This is a genomic window from Streptomyces sp. NPDC104202, assembly GCF_055584185.1.
Map to the genome: position 1 here is coordinate 1 of NZ_JBVJMN010000013.1, position 17,294 is coordinate 17,294.

At 72.4% G+C, this 17,294-nt stretch carries 12 protein-coding genes; 5 read left to right on the plus strand and 7 right to left on the minus strand.

Annotated elements, in window-relative coordinates; genetic code table 11:
• Positions 1 to 117: 117 nt before the first annotated feature.
• A complete protein-coding gene (locus ACZ60W_RS11580; RefSeq protein ID WP_469755148.1) occupies positions 118 to 1,281 on the minus strand; it encodes a winged helix-turn-helix domain-containing protein in 1,164 nt (387 codons plus the stop codon).
• Positions 1,282 to 1,435: 154 nt separating this feature from the next.
• Positions 1,436 to 2,026 (minus strand): GNAT family N-acetyltransferase, encoded by a 591-nt coding sequence (locus ACZ60W_RS11585; protein WP_469755149.1) that lies wholly within the window; start codon positions 2,024 to 2,026, stop codon positions 1,436 to 1,438.
• Between the two features lie 239 nt (positions 2,027 to 2,265).
• Between ACZ60W_RS11585 and secA the strand changes: the two genes are divergently transcribed.
• Positions 2,266 to 5,076, plus strand: coding sequence for a preprotein translocase subunit SecA (gene secA, locus ACZ60W_RS11590; protein ID WP_469755150.1), 2,811 nt, complete (start codon positions 2,266 to 2,268; stop codon positions 5,074 to 5,076).
• Positions 5,077 to 5,147: 71 nt separating this feature from the next.
• Here secA and ACZ60W_RS11595 read toward each other — a convergent pair whose 3' ends face one another.
• Complete coding sequence (locus ACZ60W_RS11595; protein ID WP_469755151.1) at positions 5,148 to 5,660, minus strand: Rv3235 family protein; 513 nt, start codon at positions 5,658 to 5,660, stop codon at positions 5,148 to 5,150.
• 274 nt (positions 5,661 to 5,934) lie between these two features.
• Here ACZ60W_RS11595 and ACZ60W_RS11600 point away from each other — a divergent pair, with 274 nt between their 5' ends.
• On the plus strand, positions 5,935 to 6,438 hold the full coding sequence (locus ACZ60W_RS11600) for a DUF6912 family protein (RefSeq protein ID WP_469755152.1): 504 nt from the start codon (positions 5,935 to 5,937) through the stop codon (positions 6,436 to 6,438).
• Positions 6,439 to 6,565: 127 nt separating this feature from the next.
• The gene (locus ACZ60W_RS11605) at positions 6,566 to 7,222 is read left to right on the plus strand and encodes an HAD family hydrolase (protein WP_469755153.1); all 657 of its coding nucleotides are present in this window, start codon (positions 6,566 to 6,568) and stop codon (positions 7,220 to 7,222) included.
• A 144-nt stretch (positions 7,223 to 7,366) separates the two neighbouring features.
• Here ACZ60W_RS11605 and ACZ60W_RS11610 read toward each other — a convergent pair whose 3' ends face one another.
• The gene (locus tag ACZ60W_RS11610; protein WP_366304830.1) at positions 7,367 to 7,921 is read right to left on the minus strand and encodes a DJ-1/PfpI family protein; all 555 of its coding nucleotides are present in this window, start codon (positions 7,919 to 7,921) and stop codon (positions 7,367 to 7,369) included.
• Positions 7,922 to 8,351: 430 nt separating this feature from the next.
• On the opposite strand from ACZ60W_RS11610, the gene ACZ60W_RS11615 reads away from it, so the two are divergent.
• A complete protein-coding gene (locus ACZ60W_RS11615; protein ID WP_469755154.1) occupies positions 8,352 to 13,319 on the plus strand; it encodes an NAD-glutamate dehydrogenase in 4,968 nt (1,655 codons plus the stop codon).
• A gap of 68 nt (positions 13,320 to 13,387) precedes the next feature.
• Here ACZ60W_RS11615 and ACZ60W_RS11620 read toward each other — a convergent pair whose 3' ends face one another.
• The 3 genes from ACZ60W_RS11620 to ACZ60W_RS11630 all read right to left on the minus strand — a co-directional run bounded on the left by ACZ60W_RS11620 (position 13,388) and on the right by ACZ60W_RS11630 (position 16,491).
• Positions 13,388 to 14,722 (minus strand): glycosyltransferase 87 family protein, encoded by a 1,335-nt coding sequence (locus tag ACZ60W_RS11620; RefSeq protein ID WP_469755155.1) that lies wholly within the window; start codon positions 14,720 to 14,722, stop codon positions 13,388 to 13,390.
• Positions 14,723 to 14,810: 88 nt separating this feature from the next.
• Positions 14,811 to 15,590, minus strand: coding sequence for an ABC transporter ATP-binding protein (locus ACZ60W_RS11625; protein ID WP_469755156.1), 780 nt, complete (start codon positions 15,588 to 15,590; stop codon positions 14,811 to 14,813).
• Positions 15,583 to 16,491 (minus strand): ABC transporter permease, encoded by a 909-nt coding sequence (locus ACZ60W_RS11630; RefSeq protein WP_469755157.1) that lies wholly within the window; start codon positions 16,489 to 16,491, stop codon positions 15,583 to 15,585. Before ACZ60W_RS11630 ends, ACZ60W_RS11625 begins: the two co-directional genes overlap by 8 nt.
• Before the next feature lie 197 nt (positions 16,492 to 16,688).
• Between ACZ60W_RS11630 and ACZ60W_RS11635 the strand changes: the two genes are divergently transcribed.
• A complete protein-coding gene (locus ACZ60W_RS11635; RefSeq protein WP_469755158.1) occupies positions 16,689 to 17,288 on the plus strand; it encodes a TetR/AcrR family transcriptional regulator in 600 nt (199 codons plus the stop codon).
• Positions 17,289 to 17,294: the final 6 nt, after the last annotated feature.

The following is a 17,294-nucleotide window of genomic DNA, read 5'->3' on the forward strand; positions in this document are numbered from 1 at the left end:
CCCACCCGCACCCCCCCCACCTACCCCCCCCCCCCCCCCCCCCCCCCCCCCCCCCCCCCCCCCCCCCCCCCCCCCCCCCTCCCCCCCCCCCCCCCCCCCCCCCCACGGCCGCGTCCGTCAGGCCAGCGCGGCCACCAGGGGCGCGGCCAGCCCGGGGGCGTCGACGCGCTCCACCCGCACGGCGTCGCAGCCGACCCACTCGGCCGCCTCGCGCAGGGCCAGGGCCACGGCGGGCACGGCCTTGGGGCCGTCGAGCGTCACCTGCCGGGCGACGAGCGTGCGGCCCTCCCGCGCCGGGTCGACCCGGCCGACGAGGCGGCCGCCGGCCAGGACCGGCATCGCGAAGTAGCCGTGGACGCGCTTCGGCTTCGGCACGTACGCCTCCAGGCGGTGCGTGAAGCCGAAGATCCGCTCCGTCCTGGGGCGCTCCCAGATCAGCGAGTCGAAGGGCGAGAGCAGCGTCGTGCGGTGCCGGCCGCGCGGCGCCGTCGCCAGCGCCGCCGGGTCCGCCCAGGCGGGCTTCCCCCAGCCCGCCACCGTCACCGGCACCAGACCCGAGGCCTCGACCACCGCGTCGAACTGCTCGGCCTTGATCCGGTGGTAGTCGGCGATGTCGGCGCGGGTCCCGACGCCGAGCGCCTCGCCCGCCTGCCGCACCAGCCGCCGCACGCACTCGGCGTCGTCGAGGTCGTCGTGGAGCAGGGCGCCCGGGATCGCCCGCTCGGCCAGGTCGTACACCCGCTTCCAGCTCCGCCGCTCGGTGACGACCACCTCGCCGTACATCAGCGCGCGCTCCACGGCGATCTTGGCGTCGGACCAGTCCCACCACTCGCCCTTGTTCTTCGCGCCGCCCAGTTCCGTCGCCGTGAGCGGCCCCTGGTCCCGGAGCTGGTCGATGACCTTGTCGTACGCCCCCGGGGACAGCTCGTGGCCCCAGTGCGGGCGGTCGCGGTAGGCGCGCCGGCGGAAGGCGAAGTGCGGCCACTCCTCCACGGGCAGCACGCAGGCGGCGTGGGACCAGTACTCGAAGGCGTGCGCGCCGGTCCAGTACGCGTCCTCGACGGTCGTACGGCCCACGGCGCCCAGGCGGGCGTACGGGATGAGCTCGTGGGAGCGGGCCAGGACGGAGATGGTGTCCAGCTGGACCTGGCCGAGGGACCGCAGGACGCCGCGCACTCCGGCCCTCCGGTCGGGCGCCCCCAGGAAGCCCTGGGCGCGCAGCGCGATCCTGCGGGCTTCGTCGGCGGAGAGTTCGGCGGCGGGTGGCGGCGCAGTCGTCATGGACCGCACCCTAGGCCCCGGCACTGACACCCGGCCCCGGTCCGGGCGCACGGCCGCCGCCCGGACGCGCGGCCGCTGGCCCCCTTGCAGCACCCCCGGTCCGGGCGCACCGCCGCCGTCGGGGCGCCCGGGGTCCGACGGGCGGCTGTCGGGGTCAGGCGGCGTCGGCCGACCGGTCGGGGGCGGGGAGGTACGGCAGGGCGCTGGGCAGGCCGAAGTCGGAGGGCAGCAGGGCGCCGGACCAGCCGTCCCGGAGCGTCCCCTTGTTCGCCAGGCCCGCGCGCTGCACACCCTCGACGACGAAGCCCACCCGCTCGGCCACGGCCCGTGATCCGGCGTTGCCGACCTCGGCGCGCCAGATCAGCCGCACGCACCCGAGCCCGGTGAAGGCCCAGTGGGCCAGCGCGCGCACGGTCTCCGTCATGTAGCCCGAGCCGCGGTGCTCCCGGCCGAGCCAGTAGCCGACCTCCCAGACGCCCGCCCCGCGACTGCTCAGCGTGACGGCGGCGAGCAGCGGGCCACCGGCGAGGGGCTCGACCACGAAGGTGTACTCGGTGTCCTCGCGCCAGCCGTCCGGGACGAGCCGGAGGACGAAGAACTCGGCGTCCTCCCGCTTGTACGGGGAGGGGACGACCGTCCAGCGCTGGATGTCGGGGTCCTGGCAGAGCGTGTACACCGCGTCCACGTCGTCGGGGAGGACGTTGCGGAGCCGCAGGCGTTCGGTGGTGAGGGTGATGGGATCCATGCCGGGATTGTGGTGAGCCGGGGGAGCGGAAGCGAACACTTTTCGGGTGGGGCGGCACCTTCCGCCCACCTCGTGCGTTCTCTTTCCGGGCGGACGTACGGCTCCGGCACTGCGGGCCTCCCTCTGCGCGGGCGGTCTCGCTTACGATGGCCGTTGCGGTGGGGACCACCTGCCGTGCCCGCGCTCGCGTCCATCACAAGACCCAGTGCCAGGCCCGACCGGCAAGGAGACCAGCCTCAGTGTCCGTCTTCAACAAGCTCATGCGTGCAGGCGAAGGCAAGATCCTGCGCAAACTGCACCGCATCGCGGACCAGGTCAACTCCATCGAAGAGGACTTCGTCAACCTCTCCGACGCCGACCTGCGGGCGCTCACCGAGGAGTACAAGCAGCGGTACGCCGACGGCGAGAGCCTCGACGACCTGATGCCCGAGGCGTTCGCCACGGTGCGCGAGGCCGCCAAGCGTGTCCTCGGCCAGCGCCACTACGACGTCCAGCTGATGGGCGGCGCCGCCCTCCACCTCGGCTACGTCGCCGAGATGAAGACCGGTGAGGGCAAGACCCTCGTCGGCACCCTCCCGGCCTACCTCAACGCGCTGTCCGGCAAGGGCGTGCACCTGATCACGGTCAACGACTACCTCGCCGAGCGCGACTCCGAGCTCATGGGCCGGGTGCACAAGTTCCTCGGCCTGACCGTCGGCTGCATCCTCGCCAACATGACTCCGGCCCAGCGCCGCGAGCAGTACGGCTGCGACATCACGTACGGCACGAACAACGAGTTCGGCTTCGACTACCTCCGCGACAACATGGCCTGGTCCCAGGACGAGCTCGTCCAGCGCGGCCACAACTTCGCCTGTGTCGACGAGGTCGACTCGATCCTCGTCGACGAGGCCCGTACGCCGCTGATCATCTCCGGCCCGGCCGACCAGGCGACCAAGTGGTACGGCGACTTCGCGAAGCTCGTCACCCGCCTCTCCAAGGGCGAGCCCGGCAACCAGCTCAAGGGCATCGAGGAGACCGGCGACTACGAGGTCGACGAGAAGAAGCGCACCGTCGCCATCCACGAGGCCGGTGTCGCCAAGGTCGAGGACTGGCTGGGCATCGACAACCTCTACGAGTCGGTGAACACCCCGCTCGTCGGGTACCTGAACAACGCCATCAAGGCGAAGGAACTGTTCAAGAAGGACAAGGACTACGTCGTCATGGACGGCGAAGTCATGATCGTCGACGAGCACACCGGCCGTATCCTCGCCGGCCGCCGCTACAACGAGGGCATGCACCAGGCGATCGAGGCGAAGGAGGGGGTGGCGATCAAGGACGAGAACCAGACCCTCGCCACCATCACCCTGCAGAACTTCTTCCGCCTGTACTCGAAGCTCTCCGGCATGACCGGTACGGCCATGACCGAGGCCGCCGAGTTCCACCAGATCTACAAGCTCGGCGTCGTCCCGATCCCGACGAACCGGCCGATGATCCGCAAGGACCAGTCCGACCTGATCTACCGGACCGAGGTCGCGAAGTTCGCCGCCGTCGTCGACGACATCGCGGAGAAGCACGACAAGGGCCAGCCGATCCTCGTCGGCACCACCTCCGTCGAGAAGTCCGAGTACCTCTCGCAGCAGCTCTCCAAGCGCGGCATCCAGCACGAGGTGCTGAACGCCAAGCACCACGAGCGCGAGGCCAGCATCGTCGCCCAGGCCGGCCGCCGCGGCGCCGTCACGGTCGCCACGAACATGGCCGGCCGCGGTACGGACATCAAGCTCGGCGGCAACCCGGACGACCTCGCCGAGGCCGAGCTGCGCCAGGCGGGCCTGGACCCGGTCGAGCACGTCGAGGAGTGGGCCGCGGCCCTCCCCGCCGCCCTGGAGCGGGCCGAGAAGGCCGTGAAGGCGGAGTTCGAGGAGGTCAAGGACCTCGGCGGACTGTACGTCCTCGGTACCGAGCGCCACGAGTCCCGCCGCATCGACAACCAGCTGCGCGGTCGTTCCGGCCGTCAGGGCGACCCCGGCGAGTCCCGGTTCTACCTCTCCCTCGGCGACGACCTGATGCGCCTGTTCAAGGCGCAGATGGTCGAGCGCGTGATGGCCATGGCCAACGTGCCGGACGACGTCCCGATCGAGAACAAGATGGTCACCCGTGCCATCGCCTCCGCGCAGTCGCAGGTCGAGACGCAGAACTTCGAGACGCGCAAGAACGTCCTGAAGTACGACGAGGTCCTCAACCGCCAGCGCGAGGTCATCTACGGCGAGCGCCGCCGCGTCCTGGAGGGCGAGGACCTGCACGAGCAGGTCCAGCACTTCATGGACGACACGATCGACGACTACATCCGCCAGGAGACCGCCGAGGGCTTCGCGGAGGAGTGGGACCTCGACCGTTTGTGGAACGCCTTCAAGCAGCTCTACCCGGTGAAGGTCACCGTGGAGGAGCTGGAGGACGCGGCCGGGGACCGGGCGGGCATCACCGCCGAGTTCATCGCCGAGTCGATCAAGGACGACATCCACGAGCAGTACGAGACGCGCGAGAAGCAGCTCGGCGCCGAGATCATGCGCGAGCTGGAGCGGCGCGTGGTCCTCTCCGTCCTGGACCGCAAGTGGCGTGAGCACCTCTACGAGATGGACTACCTCCAGGAGGGCATCGGCCTGCGCGCCATGGCGCAGAAGGACCCGCTGGTCGAGTACCAGCGCGAGGGCTTCGACATGTTCACCGCCATGATGGAGGGCATCAAGGAGGAGTCCGTCGGCTACCTGTTCAACCTGGAGGTCCAGGTCGAGCAGCAGGTCGAGGAGGTCCCGGTGCAGGCGTCCGCTCCCTCGCTCGACAAGCAGGACGCCGTTCCGGCGCCCGCCGGGCGTCCGGAGATCCGCGCCAAGGGGCTCGACGCCCCGCAGCGGCCGGACCGGCTGCACTTCTCCGCGCCGACGGTGGACGGCGACGGCGGTGTCGTCGAGGGCGACTTCGCCTCCGACGACACGGACGGCGGCGACGGGATGACCCGCGCCGAGCGTCGCAAGGCGCAGAAGAACGCGGGCGGCGGCCGCCGCCGCAAGAAGTGACGCGCTGAGACGGACGGAGGGGCCGGTCGCCCGGGTGGGCGGCCGGCCCCTCCGGCGTGCGCGGGCCCCCCTCACGGCCGCCGCCCGCCCGTGCCGAGGCCGTCGAGCTCCACGGCCGCGCAGCGCCAGCGGAGGTCGGCGCCGCGCTCCAGGCGGAAGGCCATCGCCCGCACGCGGGTGCCGGTGGCGATCGTCGCGAAGGCCTCCACGGCCGTCCGGCCCTCGTGCACCTGCGCGGAGCAGCGGCGCAGCACGGGGCGGGGGCCGAGGGAGCGCAGCGGTGTCAGCGGGGCGAGCAGGACGAGCTGCTCGTACGCCTCGCCGACCGTGTGACCGAGCATCCAGTGGACCGGGCGCTCCCCGCTGAGGACAGCGAGGAGGCGTTCGGCGAAGACGGTGTGCGGCGGCAGCGCGCGGGGGGCGGGGGCCTGGCGGGGGTGGGTGCCGGCGGCGCCGCGGGGGCGGGTGCCGGCCGGACCGCCGGGGGCGGTGCGGGGGCGGGGGGTGCGGGGCCGGGTGGTCGCCGCGGCGGGGTGCGGCTGTCCCGCCGGCGCCTGCGGGTGGGTGGTGAGCGTGCTGGTCATGGCGGGGCCCCTGTCGTTCCGTAACCGGTTGGTACCGGTCGGTAACTTTCTGTTGGGGATCTTGTACGGGCGGGCCCGGCGGCCCCGCAAGGACCGGTACGCCCGGCGGCGGCCCGACGACCGGATCACCTATCCGGGTGACGCCCCGGACATCCGGCTCCCGGACCCCGGCGACGGCCTCCCGCGGGGGACGGGCGCCGGCTCCGGCCGGCAACCCCGAAGGGGGACTCCGCACGTATCCTGAGGGCCTCTCCGACTACGAAAGCGGCCAGCCATGCGCGTGTACGTCCCCCTGACCCTCCCCGGTCTCGCACAGGCGCACAAGGCGGGCGAGCTGGGCCCCGGCCCGCTGACCGCCTACGCCGTGACGCCCGCGCTGCGCGAGTGGTACGTCTCCGACGACATCGAGGAACTGGAGTACGCGGCGCTCAACCGCGCCGCCGCCGGCTCCCTGCGGCTCCTCGCCGCCGAACCGGGGGCGCCCCGGCGCCGGATCGTCGTCGCCGTCGACGTCGCCGACGAGGACGCCGCCGACCCCGACGGCGCGCCGGCCGCCGGCTCCGTCGGCGAGGTCCGGATCTCAGGACCCATCCCCCTGTCCAAGGCCGCCGCCGTGCACGCCGACGCGGACGACGCCGAGGCGGACGTCACCGCGGCCGCGGGCGCGCTGGGCGCCGCGGACCAGGGTGACGACGACGCCCAGTTCGTCGTGGACGGCGCCGAGGACCACGAGCTGCTCTGGTTCGGGATCCAGGAGATCCCCGGCCTGCTGGGCTGAGCGCCCCCCGGGCTCTCCCCGCCGCCGGCCCCTGGACCCTCCCCGGCCCCTGGACCTCCCCGGCCCCTGGGCCCTCCCGGGCCCCCGGGCACTCCTCGCCCTCGCACCCTGCGGGTACCGTCTCCGCATGGGGAAGCACGGGAAACACCTGGTCTGGGACTGGAACGGCACGCTGCTCGACGACACCGGCGCGGTGATCGGCGCGACGAACGCGGCCTTCGCGGAGCTCGGGCTTGAGGCGATCACGCTGGAGCGGTACCGGGACCTGTACACGGTGCCGGTGCCGAAGTTCTACGAGCGGCTCATGGGGCGGCTGCCCACCGACGAGGAGTGGGTCGTCATGGACGGCACCTTCCACCGGCACTACTGGCAGCGGGCGGAGAACTGCGGGCTGACGACCGGCGCCGCCGAGCTGCTCGCCGCCCGGCAGCTGTCCGGGTTCACGCAGTCGCTGCTGTCGCTGGCGCCGCACGCCGACCTGATACCGCTCGTCCGGCGGCACGGGATCGCCGAGCGGTTCGTCCGCGTGGACGGGCGCGCCGACACCTCGACGGACGGCAAGTCCGGGCAGATGGTGCGCCACCTCGCCGAGCTGCGCATCCCGGCCGAGCGGGTGGTCGTCATCGGCGACGCGGCGGACGACGCCCTGGCCGCGGCGCACGTCGGGGCCAGGGCCGTGCTCTACACCGGCGGATCGCACAGCAGGACCTCGCTGGAGCGCGTGGGCGTGCCGGTGGTGGACTCGCTGGAGGAGGCGGTGGCCGTCGCGGAGGAGCTGGTCTAGCGGGCGTCCCGCCGATCGTGCCGGGCTCGCGACGCCCGGCACCTGATCCGGGCCGGTCGACGGCACACCCCCGGCCCCTCCGCTCCGCGCGGTCCTCGCGCGCCGCCTCCTGCCGTCGGGCCCGCCGGTCCGGCGGGCGCCGCGTCAGGCCTTGGCGCGGAGCACCTTGAGGAACTCGCGCATCCAGCTCGGGTGGTCCGGCCAGGCGCGGGAGGAGACCAGGAGGCCGTCGACGACGGCGGCGGAGTCCTGGAAGGTGGCGCCGGCGGCCTGCATGTCCAGTTCGAGCGCCGGGTAGGCGGTGACGCGACGGCCCTCCAGGCTGCCCACGGCGGCCGTCAGGAGCGGGCCGTGGCAGATCTGGGCGACCGGCTTGTCGGCGTCGAAGAACGCCTTGAGGATCTTGCGGAGCTCCGGGTCGTTGCGCAGGTACTCCGGAGCGCGGCCGCCCGGGATCACCACCGCCAGGTACGCGCCCGGGTCGACCTCCGAGAAGGCCAGGTCGGCGGGCCAGGTGTAGCCGGGCTTCTCCGTGTACGTGTCGAACCCCGGCTCGAAGTCGTGGACGACGAACCTCAGCGTCTTGCGGGCCGGGGCGGCGATGTCGACCTCGTAGCCCTCCTCCAGCAGCCGCTGATAGGGGTACATCACCTCCAGGGACTCCGCCGCGTCCCCGGTCACGATCAGGATCTTCGCCATGGCTCTCCCTGGTCACAGATGGTCGGTCTGTCGTGCTGTGCCCATGCTTGCGCACGAGCGGCCCCCGGCGGGCCGGTTTGCCGAGAGGACACGTGTCGCTGTCCATACCGTCAAACTTCGTCCGCTCTTTTGTACGCATACGGCTCATGACGGTTCGGGGTGCGGGGGCGATAGGCTTTTGCCGTGATCAGCGCGATACGCCCTGGGGGCAGCGAAGCCCCCGGCTGCCGCCCGACCCGCTCCGGCGGCCGGGCCGACGGTGCGTTCGCCGATCCTTCCCGTCCGGGCGTGCCGCGTTCCGTGGCCGATAACGACCTGGGCATCTCTCATCCGGGCATAGCGTCGACCTCGACCGGATCCACCGCGTCGTGGCGTTGTGCCCTTTCTTCCACCGACGTCACGCAACGGCGCGCGACAGGAGTCAGAGGACATGCAGACCAAGCTGGACGAAGCAAAGGCCGAGCTGCTCGAGAGGGCCGCCCGGGTAGCTGAGCACAGCCCGGTCGGGGGGCGACTTCCGACGGGCCCGGACGGTGCGGGGAAGCGCCCCGACCGGGACACCGTGCTCGACTACCTCCAGCGCTACTACCTGCACACCGCGCCCGAGGACCTCGGCGACCGCGACCCGGTCGACGTGTTCGGCGCCGCGCTCTCTCACTACCGGCTCGCGGAGAACCGCCCGCAGGGCACCGCGAACGTGCGCGTCCACACCCCGACGGTGGAGGAGAACGGCTGGACCAGCAGCCACTCCGTGGTCGAGGTCGTCACCGACGACATGCCCTTCCTCGTCGACTCGGTCACCAACGAGCTGTCCCGCCAGGGCCGCGGCATCCACGTCGTGATCCACCCGCAGGTCCTCGTCCGCCGTGACGTCACCGGCAGGCTCATCGAGGTCCTCGCGGCCCAGATCGACGGCGAGCTGCCGCACGACGCGCTCACCGAGTCGTGGATCCACGTCGAGATCGACCGCGAGACCGACCGCGCCGACCTCAAGCAGATCACCGCCGACCTGCTGCGCGTCCTGTCCGACGTCCGCGAGACGGTCGAGGACTGGGAGAAGATGCGCGACGCCGCGCTGCGCATCGCCGAGGGGCTCCCCGCCGAGCCCACCGCCTCCGACCTGCGCCCGACCGAGGTGGAGGAGGCCCGGGAGCTGCTGCGCTGGCTCGCCGACGACCACTTCACCTTCCTCGGCTACCGCGAGTACGAGCTCGTCAACGGCGACGCCCTGACCGCCGTGCCCGGCACCGGCCTCGGCATCCTGCGCTCCGACCCGCAGCACGGCGGCGACGAGGAGGGCCACCACGCCCACCCGGTCTCGCCCTCCTTCAGCCGGCTGCCCGCCGACGCCCGCGCCAAGGCGCGCGAGCACAAGCTGCTGATCCTGACCAAGGCCAACAGCCGCGCGACCGTGCACCGCCCCTCGTACCTCGACTACGTCGGCGTGAAGAAGTTCGACGCCGACGGCAACGTCGTCGGCGAGCGCCGCTTCCTCGGCCTGTTCTCGTCGGCCGCCTACACCGAGTCCGTCCGCCGGGTCCCGGTCGTCAAGCGCAAGGTCCAGGAGGTCCTCGCGGGCGCCGGCTTCTCGCCGAACAGCCACGACGGCCGCGACCTGCTCCAGATCCTGGAGACCTACCCGCGCGACGAGCTGTTCCAGACCCCGGTCGACCAGCTCCAGTCCATCGTCACCAGCGTCCTGTACCTCCAGGAACGCCGCCGGCTCCGCCTCTACCTGCGCCAGGACGAGTACGGCCGCTACTACTCGGCCCTCGTCTACCTGCCGCGCGACCGCTACACGACCCGCGTCCGGCTGCGGATCATCGACATCCTGAAGGAGGAGCTCGACGGCACCAGCGTCGACTTCACCGCCTGGAACACCGAGTCGATCCTCTCCCGCCTCCACTTCGTCGTCCGCGTGAAGCCCGGCACCGAACTCGCCAAGCTCACCGACGCCGACGTCGACCGGATCGAGACCCGGCTCGTCGAGGCCGCCCGCTCCTGGTCGGACGGCTTCGGCGAGGCGCTGAACGCCGAGTTCGGCGAGGAGCGCGCCGCCGAGCTGCTCCGCCGCTACGGCAGCGCCTTCTCCGAGGGCTACAAGGCCGACCACTCGCCGCGCGCCGCCGTCGCCGACCTGGTCCGCATGGAGGCCCTCGCCGCCAGCGGCAAGGACTTCGCGCTCTCCCTCTACGAGCCGGTCGCCGCCGGCCCCGGCGAGCGCCGCTTCAAGATCTACAAGACGGGCGACCAGATCTCCCTCTCCGCCGTCCTGCCGGTCCTCAACCGGCTCGGCGTCGAGGTCACCGACGAGCGCCCGTACGAGCTGCGCTGCGCCGACCGCACGCACGCCTGGATCTACGACTTCGGCCTGCGGATGCCCGCGCCCAGCGGCAACGGCGGCGACTACGTCGGCGACGACGCCCGCGAGCGCTTCCAGGAGGCCTTCTCCGCCACCTGGACCGGCCAGGCCGAGAACGACAACTTCAACTCCCTCGTCCTCTCCGCCGGGCTCACCTGGCGCGAGGCGATGGTGCTGCGCGCCTACGCCAAGTACCTGCGCCAGGCCGGTGCGACGTTCAGCCAGGACTACATGGAGGACACCCTCCGCAACAACGTCCACACCACCCGGCTGCTCGTCTCCCTCTTCGAGGCCCGGATGGCCCCGGAGCGCCAGCGCGCCGGCACCGAGCTGATCGACGGCATCCTGGAGGAGCTCGACGGCGCCCTCGACCAGGTCGCGAGCCTGGACGAGGACCGCATCCTGCGCTCCTTCCTCACCGTCATCAAGGCCACGCTGCGGACCAACTTCTTCCAGAAGGCGGTCGACGGCACCCCGCACTCCTACGTGTCGATGAAGTTCGACCCGCAGGTCATCCCCGACCTGCCCGCCCCGCGCCCCGCCTTCGAGATCTGGGTGTACTCGCCCCGCGTCGAGGGCGTCCACCTGCGCTTCGGCAAGGTCGCCCGAGGCGGCCTGCGCTGGTCCGACCGCCGTGAGGACTTCCGTACGGAGATCCTCGGCCTGGTCAAGGCCCAGATGGTGAAGAACACCGTCATCGTGCCGGTCGGCGCCAAGGGCGGCTTCGTCGCCAAGCAGCTTCCCGACCCGTCCGTGGACCGGGACGCCTGGATGGCCGAGGGCATCGCCTCGTACAAGACGTTCATCTCGGCGCTGCTCGACATCACCGACAACCTGGTCGCGGGCGAGGTCGTGCCGCCGGCCGACGTGGTCCGCCACGACGAGGACGACACCTATCTCGTCGTCGCCGCCGACAAGGGCACCGCGACCTTCTCCGACATCGCCAACGGGGTGGCCGAGGACTACGGCTTCTGGCTCGGCGACGCCTTCGCCTCCGGCGGCTCGGCGGGCTACGACCACAAGGGCATGGGCATCACCGCCCGCGGTGCCTGGGAGTCCGTCAAGCGCCACTTCCGCGAGCTGGGCCACGACACCCAGACCGAGGACTTCACCGTCGTCGGCGTCGGCGACATGTCCGGCGACGTCTTCGGCAACGGCATGCTGCTGAGCGAGCACATCAGGCTCGTGGCCGCCTTCGACCACCGGCACATCTTCATCGACCCGAACCCGGACGCGGCCTCCTCCTTCGCCGAGCGCCGCCGCCTCTTCGAGCTGCCCCGCTCGTCCTGGGCCGACTACGACACCTCGCTGCTCTCCGCCGGCGGTGGCGTCCACCCCCGCACCGCCAAGTCGATCCCGGTCAACGCGCAGGTCAGGGCCGCCCTCGGCATCGAGGACGGCGTCACCAAGATGACCCCGGCCGAGCTGATGAAGGCCGTCCTGCACGCGCCCGTCGACCTGCTGTGGAACGGCGGCATCGGCACGTACGTGAAGTCCTCGGCCGAGTCGAACGCCGACGTCGGCGACAAGGCCAACGACGCCATCCGCGTCGACGGCCAGGACGTCCGCGCCCAGGTCATCGGCGAGGGCGGCAACCTCGGCGCCACCCAGCTCGGCCGCATCGAGTTCGCCCGCGGCGGCGGCCCCGAGGGCGAGGGCGGCAAGGTCAACACCGACGCCATCGACAACAGCGCCGGCGTCGACACCTCCGACCACGAGGTCAACATCAAGATCCTGCTCAACGGGCTCGTCGCCGAGGGCGACATGACCGTCAAGCAGCGCAACAAGATCCTCGCCGAGATGACCGACGAGGTCGGCCGTCTGGTGCTGCGCAACAACTACGCGCAGAACACCGCCCTGGCCAACGCCGTCGCCCAGTCGCCGTCGCTGCTCCACGCCCACCAGCGGTTCATGCGCCGCCTGGGCCGCGACGGCAGCCTCGACCGCTCCCTGGAGTTCCTGCCCAGCGACCGGCAGGTCCGCGACCTGCTCAACAACGGCAGGGGCCTGAGCCAGCCGGAGCTCGCGGTCCTCCTCGCGTACACCAAGATCACGGTGGCCGAGGAGCTGATCGGGACGGAGCTGCCGGACGACCCGTACCTGCGCGGGCTGCTCCACGCGTACTTCCCGACGCTGCTGCGCGAGAAGTTCACCGAGGCCGTCGACGGCCACGCCCTGCGCCGCGAGATCATCACCACGGTCCTGGTCAACGACACCGTCAACACCGGTGGCTCGACCTTCCTGCACCGCCTCCGCGAGGAGACCGGCGCGTCGATCGAGGAGATCGTCCGGGCGCAGACCGCCGCCCGCGCCGTCTTCCGGCTCGGCCAGGTCTGGGACGCCGTCGAGGCCCTCGACAACCAGGTGCCGGCCGAGGTCCAGACCCAGATGCGCCTGCACTCCCGCCGGCTCGTCGAGCGCGGCACGCGCTGGCTGCTCAACAACCGGCCGCAGCCGCTCCGGATCGGCGAGACCATCGAGTTCTTCGCCGAGCGCGTCGAGGAGGTCTGGACGCAGCTGCCGCAGCTGCTGCGCGGCGCGGACCTGGAGTGGTACCAGTCGATCCTGGAGGAGCTGACCGGCTTCGGCGTGCCGGAGGAGCTCGCGCTGCGGGTCGCCGGCTTCTCCTCCGCGTTCCCCGTCCTCGACGTCGTCGCGATCGCGGACCGGATGGACAAGGAGCCGCTCGCCGTGGCCGAGGTCTACTTCGACCTCGCCGACCGCCTGCGGATCACCGACCTCATGGACCGGATCATCGAGCTGCCGCGCAGCGACCGCTGGCAGTCCATGGCCCGCGCCTCGATCCGCGAGGACCTCTTCGCGGCGCACGCGGCGCTGACCGCGGACGTCCTGACCGTGGGCAACGGCACGACCAGCCCCGAGGAGCGGTTCAAGGCCTGGGAGGAGAAGAACGCGGCGATCCTGGGCCGCGCGCGGACGACCCTGGAGGAGATCCAGGGCTCGGACACCTTCGACCTGGCGAACCTGTCGGTGGCGATGCGGACCATGCGCACGCTGCTCCGCACGCACAGCTAGCCGTGTGACCGCGAAGGGCCCCGCCGGTGTTCCGGCGGGGCCCTTCCGCGTCTTCCGGGCCGGCGCGCTCAGGCGTTCCGCTCGGGCGGCCCCGCGACCGTGGCGGTCCACAGGCGGCGGGCGGCGAGGAGGGCCGCCGCGAGGAGGAGGCCGTTGCGCAGGACCATGACGGCGACGCCGGTGGGGGTGCCGGCGACGACGTCGGCGTACAGGACGGGGTAGGCGAGCGCGCTGAGCCCGGCCGCGGGGAGGAGGAGCAGGGCCACCGGGCGCATCACGGTGCGGCGGGAGGTCAGGCAGACGGCGGCGAGGCCGATCAGCCAGATCATGTACTGCGGGCTGATCACCCGGCTGGTGGCGGTGAAGAGCAGGACGGCGGTGAGGGCGGCGTCGAGCGGGGTGGCCGCGGTCCAGCGGTGGGCGCGGACGCGCCAGAGCAGCAGCCAGCCGAGGGCGACGACGGTCAGCAGCAGGGCGAGGTGGCCGAGGCTGGAGACGTACGGGCCGACGTACTCGAAGGCGCCGTAGCGGAACTCGACCCCGCCCGGCCAGGCACCGGAGGCCCGGGCGACGGCGAGGGCCGTGCCGCCGAGGGACTCGATCTGGATGCCGCGGCTGCCCTGCTGGCGCAGGAAGCCCAGGGACTCGGAGAAGAAGAGTGCGAGGGTGGCGAGGAGGGCGAGCGCGGTGACGGCGGCGGCGGTCCACGCCTCGCGGCTGGTCCGGCCCCGGGGGGTGCCGATCAGGGTGAGCACCGGCCAGACCTTGACCATGGCGCCGATCCCGGCGAGCGCGCCGCCGAGCTGGTGGGCGGCGGTCGGGCGGGCGCCGATCGCGAGGAGCGCGAGGACGGCGAGGGCGGTGGTCTGGACGTCGTAGCGGGCCAGTGGCAGGTGGAGGAGGAGCGGGAGGCCGCAGACCCAGACCCAGGCGCCGTGGGTGAGGCGCGCGCTGTCGGCGCGGGCGAGCGCGAGGGTGACGACCGCGTCGGCGAGGAGGGTGAGGGTGACGAACGCCTGGAAGTACGTCAGCCAGGGCAGGAGGCCCGGCGACATGATCACCAGTCCCGCGCCGGGCGGGTACTGCCAGGTCACGTCGCCGGGTGGGAAGGTGCCCTGGGTGAACTGGCCGTACCAGTGCTCGTAGAGGGCGACTTCGCGGCCCACCCCGCCGATGCCGAGGCTGTCGCGGAGGAGCAGCAGGACCATGCCGGCCCGGGTGAGCAGCCAGACGGCGGCGAGGCCGAGGAAGGGGCCGCGGCCGACGGTGACGAAGGTGGCGGAGGTGAAGGTGTCCGAGTCGAAGGGGGACCCGGTCAGGGCGGGGGGTTCGCTGCCGGCCCGCGGGGGGACCGGCGGCTCACCGTCGGCACGGGGCGGCGACTGCGGGTGATCGTGCGTCATCCCACCGCACTTTAGCCAGCAATGTCCTCTTTGTTCGTCTTCTTCGGCCACGGTTCGGCCGTGAACTCCTCTTCGTCCGCGCCGTCGCCTACGGCGTGGCCGTGAACTCCTCGTACGCCGCCACCACCTCCTTCGCCGGGCCGTCCATCCGCAGCGTGCCCGACTCCAGCCACAACGCCCGCTCGCAGGTCTCGGTGATCGTCGCGTTCGAGTGGCTGACCAGGAAGACCGTGCCGGCCTCCGCCCGCAGCTCGTCGATCCGCTGCCGGCTGCGGCGGCGGAAGCGCGCGTCGCCGGTCGACAGGGCCTCGTCGATGAGGAGCACGTCGTGGCTCCGGGCGGCGGCGATGGAGAAGCGCAGCCGGGCGCCCATGCCGGAGGAGTACGTCCGCATGGGGCGGGAGATGGCGTCGTCCTTCTCGTTGATGCCGGAGAAGTCGACGATGGCGTCGTACCGTTCGCGCACCTCGGCGCGGCTCATGCCCATCGCGAGACCGCCCAGGAGGACGTTCCGCTCGCCCGTCAGGTCGTTCATCAGCGCCGCGTTGACGCCGAGCAGGGACGGCCGGCCGTGGGTGTAGACCTGGCCCCCGCTGACGGGCTGGAGGCCGGCGACGGCCTTCAGGAGGGTCGACTTGCCGGATCCGTTCGAACCGATCAGGCCGATCGCCTCGCCCCGGTACGCGACGAAGCTGACGCCCCGCACCGCGTGCACCGTGCGTTCGGTCCGTTCGTTCCGGCCGCGGCTCACGATCCGGCCGAGGGCCGCGGTGGCGCTGCCCCGGCCCGCGGGCCGGCCGCCGTGGACGGTGTAGGTGATGTGGACGTCGTCCGCGACGACGGTCGGGGTCCTCTGTTCCTCAGCCACGGCCGTACGTCTCCTCCGCCTTCCAGAACCACACGAACCCGCCGCAGAAGGCCAGCAGGGCCCATCCGGCGGCCAGCGCCCACACGTGCGGCGGCAGCTGCGCCGCGGTGTAGCTCTCGATCAGGGCGAACCGCATGAGGTCGATGTAGACCGCCGCCGGGTTGCACTGGAGGGCGAGCGTCACGGCGTCCGGGAAGCGGCCGGTGCCCGCCAGGCTCTGGATCGACCACATGACGCCCGACGCGTACATCCAGGTGCGGAGCACGAACGGCATCAGCTGGCTGATGTCCGGCGTGCGGGCCGCGATCCGGGCGAGGACGAGCGCCACGCCGGTGTTGAACAGGGCCTGGCACGCGAGCGCGGGGACCGCGAGCAGCCAGCTCCAGGTGGGGAACTCGCCGAAGGCGAAGAGGATCACGACCAGCGCGGCGAGCGAGAGCAGCAGCTGCTGGAGCTGCTGGAGCGCCAGTGAGACCGGCAGGCTCGCCCGCGGGAAGTGCAGGGCCCGGACCAGGCCCAGGTTGCCGCTGATCGCCCGGGTGCCGGACATCACCGTGTCGGAGGTGAAGGTCCACACGAAGATGCCGGTGATCAGGAAGGGGACGTAGTCGGGGACGCCGTGCTTGGCGTTCATGAGGACGCCGAAGATCGCGTAGTAGACGGCCGCGTTGAGCAGCGGTGTCATCACCTGCCAGACCTGTCCCAGGCGCGCCTGGCTGTACTGCGCGGTCAGGCGGGCCGTGGCGAACGCGGCGATGAAGTCGCGCCGGGACCAGAGCTGGCGGACGTAGGCGGGGAGCGAGGGGCGGGCGCCGCTGACGGTGAGGCCGTGGCGCCGGGCGAGCGCGCGCAGATCCTCCTCGGGAGCCTGCTGCGGGGGTGGAGCGAGGGTCGTGGTCACGGGCGGGCGCTTTCGGCGAGGGGGCCCGGGCGGGGCTCCCGGTGGGCGTGCTCCGGAGGCGCTCCCGGGGGGCGTGCGGGAGCGTCGGCGACGACGGGACGGGTCCGTATCGTCGTTTCGCTGAGGGGAGCGTAGATCGCCTCCACGTCGGAACGCAACCGTTTCGTCGTGACGTGGCCGCTGGTTAGGATGCCGTCATGACCGATCCGACCCCCCGACGCGCACCCGCCGGAGCCGCCGTACTCCGCGAGGACGTGACCGAGGCCATCCGCGCCGCCGTCTTCGAGGAGCTCGCGGCCGTGGGCTTCGCCCGGATGTCCATCGAGGGCATCGCGCGCCGCGCGGGCGTCGGCAAGACCGCCGTCTACCGGCGCTGGAAGTCCAAGCTCTCCCTCGTCCTCGACCTCGTCGGCGCCTTCGCCGCCCAGGGCCTGCCCGCCCCCGCCACCGGCTCCCTCCACGGCGACGTCCGCGCCCTCCTGGAGGTCGCCTCGCACGCCCTGCGCCGCCCGGTCGCCTCGCAGGTCATCCCCGAGCTGCTCGTGGAGGCGGCCCGGCACCCCGAGATCGCCGAGACCGTCACCTCCACGCTGCTCGACGGGCAGCGGGGCGTCGTGACCCGGATCGTCCACGAGGCCGTCGCCCGCGGCGAGCTCCCCGAGGGCACCGACCCCGCCCGCGCCCTCGACCTGATCGTCGGACCGCTCTACTGGCGGCTGGCCGTCGTCCGCACACCCCCGCCGCCGGGGTACGCGGACGACCTCGCGCGCGCCGCCGTGGCGGCCCTCCGCGCCTGACCGCCG